The sequence below is a fragment of the Nocardia sp. NPDC058480 genome, assembly GCF_042720495.1.
Lineage (GTDB): Bacteria > Actinomycetota > Actinomycetes > Mycobacteriales > Mycobacteriaceae > Nocardia.
On record NZ_JBHXMN010000015.1, the window covers coordinates 57656 to 74550 of the forward strand.

15 protein-coding genes are annotated in these 16895 nt (G+C 66.6%); 13 read left to right on the forward strand and 2 right to left on the reverse strand.

Annotated elements, in window-relative coordinates; genetic code table 11:
* Positions 1–144 precede the first annotated feature (144 nt).
* The 3 genes from ACFWO8_RS26975 to coaD are packed head-to-tail and all read left to right on the forward strand — an operon-like array spanning position 145 to position 4592.
* Complete coding sequence (locus tag ACFWO8_RS26975) at positions 145–3543, forward strand: pyruvate carboxylase (RefSeq protein ID WP_378965138.1); 3399 nt, start codon at positions 145–147, stop codon at positions 3541–3543.
* Complete coding sequence (gene rsmD, locus ACFWO8_RS26980; RefSeq protein WP_378965147.1) at positions 3540–4103, forward strand: 16S rRNA (guanine(966)-N(2))-methyltransferase RsmD; 564 nt, start codon at positions 3540–3542, stop codon at positions 4101–4103. The genes ACFWO8_RS26975 and rsmD overlap by 4 nt, the downstream gene beginning before the upstream one ends.
* Positions 4104–4106: 3 nt before the next feature.
* A complete protein-coding gene (gene coaD / locus ACFWO8_RS26985; protein WP_378965153.1) occupies positions 4107–4592 on the forward strand; it encodes a pantetheine-phosphate adenylyltransferase in 486 nt (161 codons plus the stop codon).
* Between the two features lie 150 nt (positions 4593–4742).
* Here coaD and ACFWO8_RS26990 read toward each other — a convergent pair whose 3' ends face one another.
* Positions 4743–5300, reverse strand: a complete 558-nt coding sequence (locus ACFWO8_RS26990; protein ID WP_378965158.1) for a GtrA family protein — start codon at positions 5298–5300, stop codon at positions 4743–4745.
* A 308-nt stretch (positions 5301–5608) separates the two neighbouring features.
* Between ACFWO8_RS26990 and ACFWO8_RS26995 the strand changes: the two genes are divergently transcribed.
* The 10 genes from ACFWO8_RS26995 (at position 5609) to ACFWO8_RS27040 (ending at position 15970) form a co-directional block, all read left to right on the forward strand.
* A complete protein-coding gene (locus tag ACFWO8_RS26995; protein WP_378965162.1) occupies positions 5609–6382 on the forward strand; it encodes a DivIVA domain-containing protein in 774 nt (257 codons plus the stop codon).
* An 87-nt stretch (positions 6383–6469) separates the two neighbouring features.
* A complete protein-coding gene (locus ACFWO8_RS27000; RefSeq protein ID WP_378965166.1) occupies positions 6470–7075 on the forward strand; it encodes a YceD family protein in 606 nt (201 codons plus the stop codon).
* A gap of 80 nt (positions 7076–7155) precedes the next feature.
* A complete protein-coding gene (gene rpmF, locus ACFWO8_RS27005; protein WP_040708879.1) occupies positions 7156–7338 on the forward strand; it encodes a 50S ribosomal protein L32 in 183 nt (60 codons plus the stop codon).
* A gap of 24 nt (positions 7339–7362) precedes the next feature.
* Positions 7363–8094, forward strand: a complete 732-nt coding sequence (gene rnc / locus ACFWO8_RS27010) for a ribonuclease III (protein ID WP_378965176.1) — start codon at positions 7363–7365, stop codon at positions 8092–8094.
* Between the two features lie 4 nt (positions 8095–8098).
* Positions 8099–8959, forward strand: a complete 861-nt coding sequence (mutM, locus tag ACFWO8_RS27015) for a bifunctional DNA-formamidopyrimidine glycosylase/DNA-(apurinic or apyrimidinic site) lyase (protein WP_378965183.1) — start codon at positions 8099–8101, stop codon at positions 8957–8959.
* A gap of 64 nt (positions 8960–9023) precedes the next feature.
* Positions 9024–9605, forward strand: coding sequence for a dihydrofolate reductase family protein (locus ACFWO8_RS27020; protein ID WP_378965187.1), 582 nt, complete (start codon positions 9024–9026; stop codon positions 9603–9605).
* 5 nt (positions 9606–9610) lie between these two features.
* On the forward strand, positions 9611–10648 hold the full coding sequence (locus ACFWO8_RS27025) for a PHP domain-containing protein (RefSeq protein ID WP_378965190.1): 1038 nt from the start codon (positions 9611–9613) through the stop codon (positions 10646–10648).
* Positions 10649–10740: 92 nt separating this feature from the next.
* Positions 10741–12234 carry a substrate-binding domain-containing protein gene (locus tag ACFWO8_RS27030; RefSeq protein ID WP_378965193.1) on the forward strand — a complete coding sequence of 498 codons (1494 nt, stop codon included), beginning with the start codon at positions 10741–10743 and terminating at the stop codon, positions 12232–12234.
* Positions 12235–12659: 425 nt separating this feature from the next.
* Positions 12660–13829 carry a glycosyltransferase family 4 protein gene (locus tag ACFWO8_RS27035; protein ID WP_378965518.1) on the forward strand — a complete coding sequence of 390 codons (1170 nt, stop codon included), beginning with the start codon at positions 12660–12662 and terminating at the stop codon, positions 13827–13829.
* Positions 13826–15970: a glycogen debranching N-terminal domain-containing protein gene (locus tag ACFWO8_RS27040; RefSeq protein ID WP_378965196.1), complete on the forward strand. Its 2145-nt coding sequence runs from the start codon at positions 13826–13828 to the stop codon at positions 15968–15970. The genes ACFWO8_RS27035 and ACFWO8_RS27040 overlap by 4 nt, the downstream gene beginning before the upstream one ends.
* A 55-nt stretch (positions 15971–16025) precedes the next feature.
* Here the strand turns inward: ACFWO8_RS27040 and ACFWO8_RS27045 are convergent, their stop codons facing one another.
* Entirely contained in the window at positions 16026–16895 is an 870-nt protein-coding gene (locus ACFWO8_RS27045) for a potassium-transporting ATPase subunit C (protein ID WP_378965198.1), read from the reverse strand.

The following is a 16895-nucleotide window of genomic DNA, read 5'->3' on the forward strand; positions in this document are numbered from 1 at the left end:
ACGCGCACCGCAGGCCGCTCCCCGCGGTGAGATGTGACGGCCTGATGAACGCAACTTCGCAGGTAGGCGGGTGTGCGGTGTGAAGATTGCTGCGAAGCCACCTTGCGTGTCCGTCCCCGGCTCATGGCCGGGTACCGTAGGCCAATGTTCTCGAAAGTCTTGGTCGCAAATCGTGGTGAGATCGCTATCCGTGCCTTCCGCGCGGCCTACGAACTCGGCATCGGAACGGTCGCGGTGTTCCCGTACGAGGATCGCAACTCCGTGCATCGCCTCAAGGCGGCCGAGTCGTATCAGATCGGCGAAGAGGGCCACCCGGTTCGCGCGTATCTGTCGATCGAGGCGATCATCGACGCCGCGGTGGCCGCAGGCGCCGACGCGATCTACCCCGGCTACGGATTCCTGTCGGAGAACCCCGACCTCGCCGCGGCCTGTGCCGCCGCGGGCATCACGTTCATCGGCCCCACTGCCCAGATCCTCGAGATGGCGGGCAACAAGGCCACGGCGATCGCCGCGGCCAAGGCGGCCGGCCTGCCGACGCTGAAGTCCAGCGAACCCTCGGCCGACATCGACGAATTGCTCACCGCCTCGGCCGAACTCGAATACCCGATCTTCGTCAAGGCCGTCGCCGGTGGTGGCGGTCGTGGCATGCGCCGGGTCGCCGCGCCCGAGCAGTTGCGTGAGTCGATCGAAGCGGCCTCGCGCGAAGCGGAGTCGGCGTTCGGTGACCCGACGGTGTTCCTCGAGCAGGCGGTGGTGAATCCGCGCCACATCGAGGTGCAGATCCTGGCCGACCAGCACGGCAATGTGATGCACCTGTTCGAGCGGGACTGTTCGTTGCAGCGCCGCCACCAGAAGGTGATCGAGCTCGCGCCCGCCCCGAACCTGTCTCCGGAACTGCGCGAGCGGATCTGCGCCGACGCGGTGGCGTTCGCCCGCCAGATCGGTTACATCAACGCGGGCACCGTGGAGTTCCTCCTGGACGAGCGTGGCAACCACGTGTTCATCGAGATGAACCCGCGCATCCAGGTGGAGCACACGGTCACCGAGGAGATCACCGACGTCGACCTGGTGCAGTCGCAGCTTCGGATCGCCGCCGGTGAGACCCTCGCGGACCTGGGCTTGAGTCAGGAAACGGTGCAGATTCGCGGTGCCGCGCTGCAGTGCCGCATCACCACCGAGGACCCGGCCAACGGATTCCGCCCCGACACCGGCCGCATCACCGCCTACCGCACGCCGGGTGGCGCGGGCATCCGTCTCGACGGTGGCGCGAACCTGGGCGCGGAGATCGGCGCCTACTTCGACTCCATGCTGGTGAAGCTCACCTGTCGTGGTCGCGACCTGCCCGCCGCCGCCGCGCGCGCCCAGCGCGCGCTCGCCGAATTCCGTATTCGTGGCGTGACGACCAACATTCCGTTCCTGCTGTCGGTGCTCGACGATCCCGATTTCCAGGCGGGCCGGGTGACCACCTCGTTCATCGACGAGCGTCCCGAGCTGCTCACCTCGCGCGGATCGGCCGACCGTGGCACCAAGATCCTGACCTATCTGGCCGACGTCACCGTCAACAAGCCCAACGGCGACCGCCCGACCACGGTGTACCCCTACGACAAGCTGCCCGCCGTCGACCTGACGCTGCCGCCGCCGGACGGTTCGCGCCAGCGGCTGCTCACCCTCGGACCGGAGGGTTTCGCGCGTGCGCTGCGCGAACAGAAGGCGCTCGGCGTCACCGACACCACCTTCCGTGACGCGCACCAGTCGCTGCTGGCGACCCGCGTGCGCACCAACGGTCTGCTCGGTGTGGCGGGACACGTCGCGCGGCTGACCCCGGAGCTGCTCTCGATCGAGGCGTGGGGCGGCGCGACTTACGATGTGGCACTGCGGTTCCTGCACGAGGACCCGTGGGAACGCCTGGCCGCCTTGCGGGAAGCCGTGCCGAACATCTGCCTGCAGATGCTGCTGCGCGGTCGCAACACCGTCGGCTACACGCCCTACCCCGAACAGGTCACGCGCGCTTTCGTTTCCGAAGCCGCTACGACCGGTATCGATATCTTCCGCATCTTCGACGCACTCAACAACGTCGACCAGATGCGTCCGGCGATCGACGCGGTCCGCGAAACCGGTACTGCCGTAGCCGAAGTCGCCCTGTCCTACACCGGTGACCTGCTCGACCCGAACGAGTCGCTCTACACCCTCGACTACTACCTGAAGCTGGCCGAACAGATCGTCGACGCGGGCGCGCATGTCCTCGCGATCAAGGACATGGCCGGTCTGCTGCGCGCCCCCGCGGCCGCGAAACTCGTTACCGCACTGCGCAGTAACTTCGATCTGCCGGTGCACGTGCACACCCACGACACCCCCGGCGGACAGCTGGCCACCTACCTGGCGGCCTGGCAGGCCGGTGCCGACGCGGTCGACGGCGCGTCCGCGGCCATGGCGGGCACCACGAGTCAGCCCGCGCTGTCGGCGATCGTGGCCGCCACCGCGCACACCGATCACGACACCGGCCTGAACCTGCAGAACGTGTGCGATCTCGAGCCGTACTGGGAGGCGCTGCGCAAGGTCTACGCGCCGTTCGAGTCGGGTCTGCCCGCGCCGACCGGTCGGGTGTACACCCACGAGATCCCCGGTGGTCAGCTGTCGAACCTGCGTCAGCAGGCGATCGCGCTCGGCCTGGGTGACCGGTTCGAAGAGGTCGAGGCCAAGTACGCGGCCGCCGACCGGCTGCTCGGCCGCCTGATCAAGGTGACCCCGTCGTCGAAGGTCGTGGGTGACCTCGCGCTGGCCCTGGTCGGCACCGGAGTCGACATCGAAGATTTTGCCGCCGATCCGGGCCGCTTCGACATCCCCGATTCGGTGATCGGCTTCCTGCGCGGCGAGCTCGGCACCCCCGCGGGCGGCTGGCCCGAGCCGTTCCGCAGCAAGGCACTGGCGGGGCGCAACGAACCCAAGCCCGAGACGCCGCTGAGCCCGGCTGACCAGAAGGCACTCGACGGCTCGTCCGCCGAGCGCCGCGAAACGCTGAACCGGCTGCTGTTCCCCGGCCCGACCGCCGAGTTCAACAACCATCGCGAGAAGTACGGCGACACCACCGGGCTGTCGGAGAACCAGTTCTTCTACGGCCTGCGCCGCGGCGAGGAACACCGCGTGCAGCTGGAGAAGGGTGTCACCCTGCTCATCGGCCTCGAAGCGATCTCCGAGCCCGACGAGAAGGGCATGCGCACGGTGATGTGCATCATGAACGGGCAGTTGCGCCCGGTCGCGGTGCGGGACCGTTCGGTTGCCTCCGAGGTGCCCGCGGCCGAGAAGGCCGACAAGAACAACGCAGGCCACATCGCGGCACCGTTCGCCGGTGTGGTCACCCTGGCGGTGTCGGAGGGCGATGAGATCCACGCCGGTGACACCGTCGGCACCATCGAGGCGATGAAGATGGAAGCGGCCATCACCGCGCCGCGCGGTGGCGTGGTCGGTCGGATCGCGACCACCAAAGTGGCCCAGGTCGAGGGCGGGGACCTGCTGGTGGAACTGGTCGCACGCGAGTCGGAATGACACGCATCGTCGCGGGTGTGGCAGGCGGGCGGCGCTTGAAGGTGCCGCCCGCCGGTACCCGGCCCACCTCCGATCGGGTGCGTGAAGCGCTGTTCAGCGCGATCGACGCTCGCCTCGATCTGGACGGGACAACGGTCCTCGACCTGTACGCGGGCTCGGGTGCGCTGGGATTGGAGGCGCTCTCGCGCGGGGCCGAGCGGGCATTGCTGGTGGAATCCGACCGCAAGGCGGCCGACGTGGTGCGCGCCAACATCGCCGAGCTGGGTCTGCCCGGTGCGGAACTGCGGCTCGGCAGTGTGTCCTCGGTGCTGAAGCAAGCCGCGCCGCGGGCCTACGACGTGGTGTTCTCGGATCCGCCCTACGACGTGAGCACCGAGGACGTGATCGCCGACCTCACGGCCTTGGCGAGCAACGGCTGGCTCGCCACGGAGGCGTTGGTGGTGGTGGAACGGTCGAGTCGTTCACCCGAAATCACTTGGCCCGCAGGCTATGTGGCGCTGAAGGCACGCAAGTACGGGGAGACCAGAGTCGAGCTGGCCGAGTTCGGTGCTAGCGTCTGAGGTATGGCTGCAGCACTGTGCCCCGGCTCCTTCGACCCGGTCACCAACGGTCACCTCGACGTGTTCGCCCGCGCGGCCGCACAGTTCGACGAGGTGATCGTCACGGTGAACGTGAATCCCAAGAAACAGGGCATGTTCACCGTCGAAGAGCGCATGGAACTCCTGCGCGAATCGGTCTCGCACCTCCCGAACGTGCGCGTGGCGTCCTGGCAGGGTCTGACGGTCGATTTCGCCAAGCAGGAAGGCGTCAGCGCGATCGTCAAGGGTCTGCGCGACGCGGGCGACTTCGGCTACGAGCTCCAAATGGCCCAGATGAACCACAAACTGGCCGGCGTCGACACCTTCTTCATCGCCACCAACCCGTCCCTGAGCTTCCTGTCCAGCTCCTTGGTCAAAGAAGTAGCGGCCTACGGCGGCGACGTGAGCGACATGCTCCCCCCCGCCGTCCACAAGCGCCTCCTCGCCCGCCTCGCGGAACGCAAAAACTGACCGAGAAAACAAGCGCAAGAACTGTCCTCGCGAGAACAAGCGCAAGAACTGATCTCGCGAGAACATGGGTAACTCACCAGCCAACAGCTAACCGAGCCCCATACCCCAACCGCTGGCCGCCAACGCGACTCCTCAACCGACTAACGGTGGCTAGATGTCGCGGGGAGGCGGGACAGCGAGGCGGAACAAGCCTCGCAGTGCGAGGAAGCGCATGCCGCCGACCGCGGCCGTGATGGCGAGGATCGTCAGCGCTTGGGTGATGTCACCCAGACCGGGCGCCCAGAAATCCAGTCCGGCCAGGCACGCGGTGGTGATCGCGAGTCCGATCAACGCGATCCCGCCGCCTTCCCACTGCGCGGTGAACCAGGTGACCCGGTCCGTGGCGTGGAAGGTGAGCTGACGGTGGAATTCGTTGGCGATGATCGTGCTGACCACCGAGCCGGCCACATTGGCGACCAGCGGGCCGATGCCGTGCATCGCGAAGAACAGCAGCACATAGGCGATATTGCTCGACCCGCCGACGAGGGCGAAGCGGAAGAGCTGGGGCAGGGCGCGGTCGCCGCGCAGATAGGTGAGCGCGCCCTCGAGCTGCGGGCGCAGCGCGGGTGCGACTTCACTCGGCGTCACCACGGGGAACGGACCGGTCCAGGGAGTGAACATGCCCGCCACGTGCGACACCGGACTCCTAGGAGTTTCCAGGAGGGTCATGTTCGACTCCGATCCCCAAATGAACAGACGTCAAGAAGAACAGCCTCGTACAGGCACAGCTCTACTTCGTGGACGACCGTCTCTGTCGAGGAGTACAACAGCGAAAAGGTTGCGGTGCTTCCCGGCGGACGGCGTTGTCGTGCCTACCGATGGTAGCCGAAGTGGAGGGCTGCACTCCACTTGATAACTGTGCGATCTTGGACACTGTCGCGACACACCGCAACGACATTCGGCACAGCCGCCGAGGACGGGCACACTGGGCGTCGGCGGTAGTGGTTTCGCCGTGAGTCCGCAGGAGGGTAGTGAGCATGTATCGCGTATTCGAAGCACTCGACGAACTGGTCGCCATCGTCGAAGAGGCGCGCGGCATCCCGCCGACCCGCAGCTGCATCGTGCCGCGCGGCGACGTCCTCGAACTCCTCGACGACGTCCGCGACGCGCTACCCGGTGAACTCGACGACGCCCAGGATGTGCTCGATCACCGCGACAAGATCGTCGGCGACGCCCGCAGTGGCGCCGAGACGACGGTCACCACGGCCAACGAGCAGGCACGCACCACCATCGACAAGGCTCGCGCCGAGGCCGATCGCATCCTCGCCGACGCCAAGGACCACGCCGACCGGATGGTCGCCGAAGCCACCGCCCATGCCGACCGCCTGGTGACTTCGGCCCAGGCGGAGGCCGATCAGGTCGTGGCCGACGGCAATGCCGAGTACGACGAGCTCACCGGCCGCGCCCAGATCGACGCCGACCGGGCCATCGACGCGGGCAAGGCCTCGTATGAGCGCTCGGTCGCCGACGGCAAGGCCGAACAGGCCCGGCTGGTCGCGCAGACCGAGGTGGTGCGGGTCGCGCACGCCGAATCCGCCCGGCTGATCGATGATGCGCAGGCCGAGTCCGACCGGGTGCGCACCGAATGCGACGACTATGTCGATGAGCAGATGGCCGATTTCGGCAGCAGGCTCGCCGCCGTGGAAGAGACGCTCAACACCACCCGGCGCTCGATCACCCGTGGTCGTCAGCAGATGCGCGGCGCACCGGGCGCCGAATACCCCGAATACGCTGCCGACCACCGCCGCTGAGCCGAGCGCGCGTTTTGAGTTCCGGCGGGGTCCTGCCGTACTGTTGAGTGGTTGCCCATTATCCCCTCAACGGTAAGTGAGTCCGTGATGTCCGCCGGTTCCGGTTCGCCTGCGCGTCCACGCAAGACCAGTGGTCCTGTGTCCGACGCGGGTTTTGTGCTGGATGTCCGCAATCTCGGCCGTCGGCCGGGAACCATGCGGGAGCTGCGTCGCACGGTCACCGACCATGAGCGGCTGGGTCTGGACCTGATCGCCATCCCGGCCGATGCCGAGGTGGAACTCGACCTGCAGCTGCAGGCGGTCTCGGAGGGTGTGCTGATCACCGGCACGGCGTCCGGGCCGACGGCCGGGGAGTGCTCGCGCTGCCTCGAACCGTTCGACGGCCAGGTGCAGGTTCGTCTGACGGAGTTGTTCGCGTATCCGGACAGCACCACCGAGCAGACGACCGAGGACGCCGAGGTCTACCGCATGGAAGACGACCTCGTCGATCTCGAGCCGGTGATCCTCGACGCCATCGGGCTGGAGCTTCCGCTGCAGCCGCTGTGTTCGCCGGACTGCGCGGGCCTGTGCCCCGAGTGCGGTGTGCGGATGGCGATTGCGGGTCCTGATCATGGGCATGAGATACTGGACCCTCGCTGGGCGAAGTTGGCGAATTTCGCCACTGACGAGCCCGGTACCGGCGACCCCGCCTGAGGGTTCCACCACCAAGACCAAACCGCTGCCGCGGCATCTGATGCCGATGTTGTCAGCGAAAACCAAGAGGAGAAGTAGCCGTGGCTGTTCCCAAGCGTCGGATGTCGCGTTCCAACACCCGGTCGCGGCGCAGCCAGTGGAAGGCCACTGCGCCGACCCTGGTCACCTGCCCGAACCGCGCGTGTGGTGAGAAGACCCTCCCGCACATCGCGTGCCCGTCCTGCGGTACCTACAAGGGCCGCCAGGTCACCTCTGCAGTCTGATCGTTGTAGATCATTCCTAGCAACGTGACAGCCAGTAAAGACAATGTGGGCGCGGCGGATCACGCCAGCCTGCTCACCGCCCTCGGTGTCGACGTACGACCGGAGCTTCTGCGCCTAGCGCTGACGCACCGGTCGTACGCGTACGAGAACGGCGGTTTGCCGACCAACGAGCGCCTGGAATTCCTCGGCGACTCGGTACTCGGCCTCAGCATCACCGAGCGCCTGTATACCGAGCATCCGGAGAAGTCCGAGGGTGAACTCGCGAAACTGCGCGCCAGCGTGGTGAATATGCACGCGCTCGCCGAGGTGGCGCGTGGTCTCGGCAACGGCGGACTCGGCCAGTATCTGCTGCTCGGTAAGGGCGAAGAGCTCACCGGCGGCCGCGACAAGCCGAGCATCCTCGCCGACGGCATGGAGTCGCTGCTCGGTGCGGTGCACCTCGAGCACGGCATCGAAACCGCGCGCGGTGTGGTGCTACGACTGTTCGCCGAGCTGCTCGAGCGTGGCCCCCGTATGGGCGCCGGCCTCGACTGGAAGACCAGCCTGCAGGAGCTCACCGCCGAACGCGGTCTCGGCGTACCCGCCTACGAGATCACGTCCACCGGACCGGACCACAACAAGGAATTCACCGCCACGACGGTGATCGCCGGTCATCCGTACGGTTCGGGCGTCGGCCGTTCCAAGAAGGAAGCCGAGCAGCAGGCAGCCGGTAACGCCTACAAGGCGCTGACCGACGAATCTACGAACAAAGCCTGAATCCGTGCCCGAACTGCCCGAGGTAGAGGTTGTTCGGCGCGGTCTGGCCGATCACGCTGTCGGCCGGGCGATCGATACCGTCACCGTCACCCACCCGCGTGCCGTGCGTAGGCACGCCGCGGGTGGTGCTGATCTGGCGGCACGACTCACCGGATTGCGGATCGACTCCGCGCAGCGCCGCGGGAAGTATCTCTGGCTCACTTTCGACGAGCCCGATACCGCACTGGTCGTGCATCTGGGCATGAGCGGTCAGATGCTGGTGCAACCCGCTGACGCGCCCATCGAAAAACACGCGCATATCCGGGCCGTGCTCGGTGACGGTGCCGAATTGCGGTTCGTCGATCAACGCACCTTCGGTGGCTGGGCACTGGGCGAACTCGTCGAGGTGGACGGGACCGTGGTGCCCGATTCCGTGGCCCATATCGCGCGTGATCCGCTCGACCCGCTGTTCGACCGCGACGCCGTGGTCGCGGCCATCCGCGCCAAGAACACCGAGATCAAACGCGTGCTGCTCGATCAGACGGTGATCTCGGGCATCGGCAATATCTACGCCGACGAGGCGCTGTGGCGGTCGGGTCTGCACGGCACCCGCGTCGCCGCCGAACTCACCCGCCCGGTCCTGCGCACGCTGCTCGACGGGGTCACCGCGGTCATGACCGAGGCGCTGGCCGTCGGCGGCACCTCCTTCGACGCCCTGTACGTGAATGTGAACGGTGAATCCGGCTATTTCGCCAGGTCATTGGCCGCGTACGGGCGCGAGAACGAACCGTGCGATCGGTGCGCGACGTTGCTGGTACGGGAACAATTCATGAATCGGTCGTCGTTTTCCTGTCCGAAGTGTCAACGGAAGCCGCGCCGCCGCTGATCCGGGCACGCTAACGTTTCCTCTGACAGGTCGTGACAGACCGGGTCCGTGCAGGGAGGACGTTATGCGCAAGCTGACCTATTTCGTGGCATCGACAATCGACGGTTTCATCGCCGCCGAGGATGGAACGCTGGATTTCTTCCCGGTAGGCGGTGACCACGGGCCCGCGATCATCTCGCAGTACCCGGAAACCCTGCCGACCAAGGTGCGCGAGGCGCGCGGGATCGCGGCGGGCAACATCTACTTCGACACCGTGATCATGGGCCGCAAGACCCACGACTTCGGGGTCCGCACCGGCACCGCCAGCCCCTATGCGCACCTCCGCCAATACGTGGTGTCCACGACACTGCCCGAAGCGCCCGCGCCGGGGGTGGAACTGATCGCCGAGGATCCGGCCGCCGCGGTGCGTGAACTCAAACGCGAAGACGGACTGGGTATCTGGCTCTGCGGCGGCGGTCAACTGGCGCAGGCGCTGCTGCCCGAGATCGACCAGGTGTTCCTGAAGCTGCACCCGGTGGTACTCGGCACCGGCAGGCCGTTGTTCGGCGGTGGGGCGAAACTGCCTGCGCCGGAACGGTTTCGGGTGATCACCAGCCGGGTGTACGCCGACGGCGTCGCGTTCCTCAAGTACGGCCGGATCAAGTAGTCGCGATGACATCGGCGGCGAGTCCGGGTCCGGTGGCGGCACTGCGTGAGGTCGGGTTCTGGCTCGAACGCGGTCGTGCCGAAACGCACCGGGTAAAGGCTTACCGCCGCGCCGCCGATGTCGTCGCCGGGTTGCCGGCGAGCGAATATGCCACCCGCGCGGCCGAACACAGCTGGCGTGAACTGGCCGGCATCGGACCGAAAACGGCAGCCATCATCGAACAGGCATGTGCGGGTGAGGTTCCCGACTACCTGGCCTTGCTCCGCAAGGACGCACAGCCGATCGCGCCCGCAGGCGAGGAGTTGCGCGGTGCGCTGCGTGGCGATCTGCACACACATTCGGACTGGTCCGACGGTGGCAGTCCGATCGCCGAGATGATGGGCGTCGCGGCGGCACTGGGACACGAATACTGTGCGCTGACAGACCATTCACCCCGCCTCAAGGTCGCCAACGGCCTGTCCGCCGACCGGCTGGCGCGCCAACTCGACGTGATCGCCGAACTCAACGAGCAGATGGCACCGTTTCGCATCCTCACCGGCATCGAGGTCGACATCCTCGACGACGGCACCCTCGACCAGCGCGCCGATCTCCTCGAACGCCTGGATGTCGTTGTCGCCAGCGTGCATTCACACCTGCGCGACGACAGCGCCACCATGACCAAGCGGATGGTCTACGCCGTCGCGAACCCGAATGTCGACATCCTGGGCCACTGCACCGGCAGGCTCGTCGAAGGGGCACGCGGCACCCGCCCGGAGTCGTCGTTCGACGCCGAACTCGTCTTCGAGGCCTGCCGCCGCTACGGCACCGCCGTCGAAATCAACAGTCGTCCCGAACGCCGCGACCCACCCGGACGATTGATCGAGCTGGCCGTCGAGATGGACTGCGTCTTCAGCATCGACACCGACGCGCACGCCCCGGGGCAATTGGCCTGGCAGGGTTATGGATGCGAGCGGGCACTGGCACACGGCGTCACCGCCGATAAGGTGATCGACACCTGGCCGGTCGACGAGCTGCTTGCGTGGTGTGGAGAGTCCGGTGGGTGAAATGGTGCCCAACAACTGATTCCGTGTCGCTGGGTTCTGTTCTCGTCTGGTACAAACGACTCGCTGTGTACGGGGAGTGAGTGGGGGACCGGATGAGTGACTTTCCGATCGAGATCGTGCTCTCGCTGATCGCCCTCGCCGTGGCTGTCGCTACGTATCTGCAGCAGTTCGTGTTCATCGAGCGAAAGCGGCTCGGCTATCGGGTCCAGATGAACACGCCGGCGAGCAAGATCTTCACCGATCCGAATGGGGCGCCGCAGGCGAACAACAACGGGACGGCATCCAAGTCGGTGGTCCTGATCCGCATCGAGAACTCTGGCACCGCCGAGATCGTCGCGGGTGATTACTACTCGAGTCGGCCGAGATTGGTTTTCCCCGCGCACACGGTGCACCTGATCGAGGTCACCGAGCGCGTCAACCTCCAGGGGCGGGTCGATACCGGTGCGACCCTGGACGCGATCCAGACGGTCACCAGAGCCGACGGTGGCTCGGAGATCTTCCTGCCGGCCGAAAATCTCGCAGTCGGTGAACATTACAAGGTGCTCGCGGTACTCGAAGGGCCGGTGGCCGCACCGGATGACCACGACGGTGAACAGGTGGTGACGCACCTGGGCAGTATCAAGAGCGGCACGTTCGAGGCGACCCCCAGTCATTCCAGCGGTATTCGACCCGCACGCGCACTGCTCGGACTGAGCCTGTTCCTCGCCGTGGTCGTCACGATTCAGCTCGTCGCGTCCATCGTGCGACCGGAACCCCTGCCGGACTACTGCGCCACCGGCACACTCGACCTCGTCGGCTCGACCGCGATGGCGCCGATGATCCGCAAGGCCGCGGCATCGTTCGAGAACCACTGCCCCGGAGCGAAATTCGCGTTCGACTTCACCGGGACGACCGACGGCCTCGAGGATCTGGATGCGCCGGAGTCGGCGCCGAACACCGTGGCCATCGGTGAAGGGCCGAAGCACAAGACCTTCCCTGACCTGTCCGAGAGTGCGTTCGCGGTGGCGCCGTTCTCGGTGGTAGTTCACCCGGACCTCGGGGTCGCGGATCTGACCACAGACCAGATTCAGCGACTGTTCCGTGGGCAGATCAGCAACTGGCTCGAGATCGGTGGCCCGGATCTGCCTGTCGTGGTGGTGGATCGGGAATACGGATCGGGGTCAAGGTTCGCCATCGAGCACCGCTTGCTCGACTGGAACCGGCCGCTGTATCAGCCCGAACCCTGTGCGGGACGGCAGCGACTGGTCCATTGCGAAGTACGGTCGACCACCGCGATGGCCGATGTCGTCGCCGACAACCCCGGCGCGGTCGGCTATCTCGAGTCGTCGGCGGTTCGCGACGCTGCGATCAAATCGGTGAAGATCAACGGAGTGGAGGCGACCAAGGACAACATGCGCGCCAAGGCCTACCCGTTCTACTCTGCCGAGTTCGCCTTCAACGACTATCCCGGCGGTCGAATTCCGGCGGAATCGCTGGCGGCGAAGTTCATCGATTATCTCACCCATGGTCAGGGCAGGCTCATCGTCGCCGAGTTCGGTGGCATCGCCTGCGTGGATTGGGATGTTCGAACGGACTGCGCGCCCTGACTATCGGATAGATCGCCGGTGATTCGCTGGGTTCCCCATTTTGCGATCGGCAAACGTGCGGTATGGCCGGGCTCATTGATCCCGGTATCGGAAGGATTCTTGGCCCTGACCCCGGTGATCTTGAAATCTATACGGCGTAGAGTGTATCTGACCGCGTAATCTCCTGCCCTGGTAGAGAATCGATATCGAACATTTCCAGCAACACGCTGGTTTACTCTCCGGTAGCGGGGTACGTTCCTTGACGGCCCCTCTGTTCAGGCGGGCACCGGAAAAGGTGCGCATTGCGTCTGGCCAGGCCAACCATGCCCCATGGACGGCGGTGAAGCTCTCGTCTCCACCTCCGCCGAGGCGGCCATCTCTTGTTCGCGCAAGTGTTGCGAGGTTGCGTCCCTGGAAGGAAGGTCATGAGTACAGACACGTCGGCAATGTCGCCGACCGGTTTGTCCGCGTCCGATCTCTACTCGATCGATCACCACGGAGGTCCACTGCGGATCGCCATGGTTGTTCCACCGTATTTCGATGTTCCACCCAAGGCCTACGGCGGTGTCGAGGCCGTAGTCGCCGATCTGGTCGACTCACTGTGTGAGCGTGGCCATCACGTCACCCTGTTCGGCGCAGGCGTAGACGGCACCCAGGCGGATTTCGTCCCGCTGTGGGACCGGATCCAGCCCGAACGGCTGGGCGACCCGTTCCCGGAAATCGTGCACGCGCTGCGGGTGCGTCGCGCCATCGAGCGGCTGGCCGATACCGAAGGCATCGATCTGGTCCACGACCACACTTTCGCGGGCCCGCTGAACGCGCCCGCCTACGCCAATCTCGGGTTGCCGACGGTGGTCACCGTGCACGGCCCGGTGCAGGACGACTGCTACCGCTATTACAAGGAACTGGGCCAGGAGTGCTCGCTCGTCGCGATCAGCGACCGTCAGCGCGCGCTGGCCCCCGATCTGCCATGGGCGGGCCGGGTCCACAACGCACTGTGTCCCGAACAGTGGCCCTACGAGACCGAGAAGCAGGACTACGCGCTGTTCCTCGGTCGTTTCAGCAACGACAAGGGCCCGCATCTGGCGCTCGACGCCGCCCACGCCGCCGGCATGCCGCTGATCCTGGCGGGCAAGTGCAGTGAGCCGCCCGAGAAGGCCTACTTCGAGGAGTTCGTGCAGCCACGGATGACCGACCAGGATCAGATGTTCGGTCTCGCCGACGCGGCCGCCAAGCGTAAACTGCTCTCCGGAGCTAAGTGTCTGCTGTTCCCCATTCGATGGGAGGAGCCGTTCGGCATGGTGATGATCGAGGCGATGATCTGTGGCACGCCGGTGGTGGCGTTGCGCGGCGGTGCGGTGAGCGAAGTGGTGGTAGACGGGGTAACGGGCCGGATCTGTGACGATCCGGCCGAACTGCCCGCCGCCATCGCCGAAGTGCAGACCTACGATCCGGCCCTGTGCCGCAAACACGTGGTCGACAACTTCAGCGCCGACACCCTCGGCCGCGGCTACGAACAGGTGTACCGGGAGCTGCTCGCCCGCACCACGATCGGGTACGACACCGCGTATGCGATGCCGATGCCCGTCGGGGTGGCAGCCAACGGGCGCGCATGAGCACCGACAGCGCCTCGGCGCCGAGCCCCCTCAACGCGGGGGAACCCGCGGGGCTCGGTGGCGGCGGCGGCAACATCACCCTTGTCGAAGGCGGCACGTTCTGCCTGTCCGACCGGCTCGGCGATATCGAGCCGGGCAAGCCGCAGGGCCTGTTCTTCCGTGACGCCAGGGTGATTTCGCGCTGGGAGCTGATGATCGACGGCAAACGGCCCGAGGCGCTGTCGGTGCTGAGTCCGGAGGCCTTCGCGGCACGGTTCGTGTTGCGCAGGCCTCCGCAGCAGGGTCGGGCCGACAGCACCTTGCTGGTGGTGCGCGATCGGCTCGTCGCCGAGGGCATGCACGAGGTGATCACCCTGGAGAACATGAGCCGCGAGGCGACGGCGGTGGTACTCGAACTGCATGTCGACGCCGATTTCGTCGACCTGTTCGCGGTGAAGGAAGGCCGCACCAACGGGCGCCGGGCGGAGATGACAACCGCCGACGGCGAACTGCTGCTGCACGACCGCGAGGATCTATCCCGTGGGCTCGCGCTCACCTCGACCGTCGAGCCGATGGTGCTGCCCGGCACCATGATCTGGCGGGTGGTGGTGCCTGCGGGTGCGCGCTGGCAAACCGAGATCACCGCGCAACCGGCAGGCGCCGCGCAACGCCCGCAGACCTCCGGCTCGGTGGGCGAGCGCTACCGGGCCAGTGAGCCGGTACGCAAGATCCAGGCGTGGCGGGCCACCGCCACCGATATCTCCGCCGACTCGGGCCTGCTCAACCAGATCCTGCGCCGCAGCGAAAGCGATCTGGGCGCCTTGCAGATCCACACCGATTCGGGCACCAATCGGCCGTTCGTCGCGGCGGGCGCGCCGTGGTTCATGACGCTGTTCGGCCGGGACTCGCTGCTCACCGCATGGATGTCGCTGCCGCTGGAAACCGATCTGGCACTGGGCACTTTGCAGCAGCTGGCCGAATTGCAGGGCCAGACGATCGACCCGCTCGTCGAGGAGGAGCCGGGCCGGATCATGCACGAGATGCGGCGCGGGCCCTCGGTCGGGCAGGTGCTCGGTGGGCAGATCTACTACGGAACCGTCGACGCCACACCACTGTTCGTGATGCTGCTCGCCGAATGTCTACGGTGGGGCGCGGATCCGGGATCGATCGCCACCCTGTTACCCGCCGCCGACGCCGCGATCAGCTGGATCACCGATTTCGGGGACCGTGACGACGACGGTTTCGTCGAGTACGTGCGCGCCACCGACCGCGGCCTGATCAATCAGGGGTGGAAGGACAGTTTCGACGGAATCAACGACGCCGCAGGGCATATCGCCGAAGCGCCGATCGCGCTGGCCGAGGTGCAGGGGTATGTGTACGCGGCGTTCCTGGCCCGCGCGGAACTGGCCGACCAGTTCGACGACCCCGAGCTGGCCGTGCGGATGCGGGAGCGGGCCGACGAGTTGCAAACCAAGTTCGCCGAGCAGTTCTGGCTACCCCACTACGGGTGGTACGCGGTGGCGTTGGACGGCCGCAAGCGGCAGGTCGACGCGTTGACCAGCAACGCCGCGCACTGTCTGTGGTCGGGCATCGCGACCGACGAACATGCCGAGATCCTCATCCGGAATCTATCTCGGGCAGAGATGGATTCGGGATTCGGGCTGCGCACCTTGGCGTCGGATATGGGCGCTTACAACCCGATGAGTTACCACAGCGGGTCGATCTGGCCGCACGACACGGCGATCGCCGTCGCCGGGTTGATGCGGTACCAGCATGTGCCGGGCGCGGTGGAACTGGCCACGAAGCTGTCGGGTGGTCTGCTCGATGCGGCCGCCGCGTTCGACGGTCGATTGCCCGAACTGTTCTGTGGTTTCCCGCGGTCGAGATTCGCCGCACCCGTGCCGTATCCGACGTCGTGTTCGCCGCAGGCATGGGCGAGTGCGGCGCCGTTGCTGCTGGTTCGGTCTTTCCTCGGGCTCGATCCCGATGTGCCTGCCAAGACGTTGACGTTGCGGCCGCAGGTGCCACCGGCATGGGGGTGCGTGCGGATGTCGGAGTTCCGGCTGGGCGATGGGGTGACGGTGGATCTCGAGGTGTGTGGGTCAGCGGTGACCGTGACCGGTCTGCCCGATGGTTGGGCTCTGGTCACAGACGAGGACTAGCGCAGAATGACGAAAGGGGCCGGATCCGTGGTGGATCCGGCCCCGATCGCTGTATTCAGCCTGGGAACGGGTAGCGGGCGTCGAGGTCGAGGTTGAGTTCGACGACGTTCACCCGCGGCTCGCCGAGGAATCCGAGCGTGCGCCCCTCGGTGTGCGCGTCGAGCAGTTCACGCACCTGGGTGGTGGTGATGCCGCGCGCCGTCGCCACCCGCTCGACCTGGATGGTCGCGTATTCGGGGGAGATGTGCGGGTCGAGTCCGCTGCCGCTCGCGGTCACCGCGTCGGCGGGGACGGCGGCCTCGGCCGGTGCGTCACCGAGGATCGGGATGATCCGGCCGACGGAGTAGTCCTCGCCCTCCTTCGCGCACTCCACGGCGACGCCGCGGAACGTGGCCACGAACGGCTGCGCGGGGCACAGTTCGTTGACGCTGACCACCTGCACCGGCTGCGACACATCGCCGTCGGCATCACGCGGACCGATCACCGAGAGCACCGCGCCCACGCCGTCTTTCGTGCAGAACTGCCGGGTGCCGTCGACCCCCTCACGGTCGCCGACCTCCTTCGAGCGGGTGCACACCGTGGTGAGCAGGCTGGTGCGGTCGGCGGTGTCGACGATGTCTTCCGGGCCGAGATTGCTCGCGGCGGTGGACAGCGGGTCGTAGCCGTCGCCCGCGGCCGACGGGCGGCTCTGGAAGTACTGCGCCATGGCGTTGCCGTCGGCGTCGGTGAACGACTGCCCGATCAGGCTGGAGCCCACCACTTTTCCGTCCCGCTCGATGAGCGACCCATCGGCTCGCTCGCTGAGCCCCGGCAGCTGGGCGATCGCGAAGACGGCGACGGGATACACGATTCCGGTGATCGCGGTCAGCACCAGCAGGGCGCGCAGGGCGGCCAGGTGCTGGCGGATCCAGGTTGACATACGCAT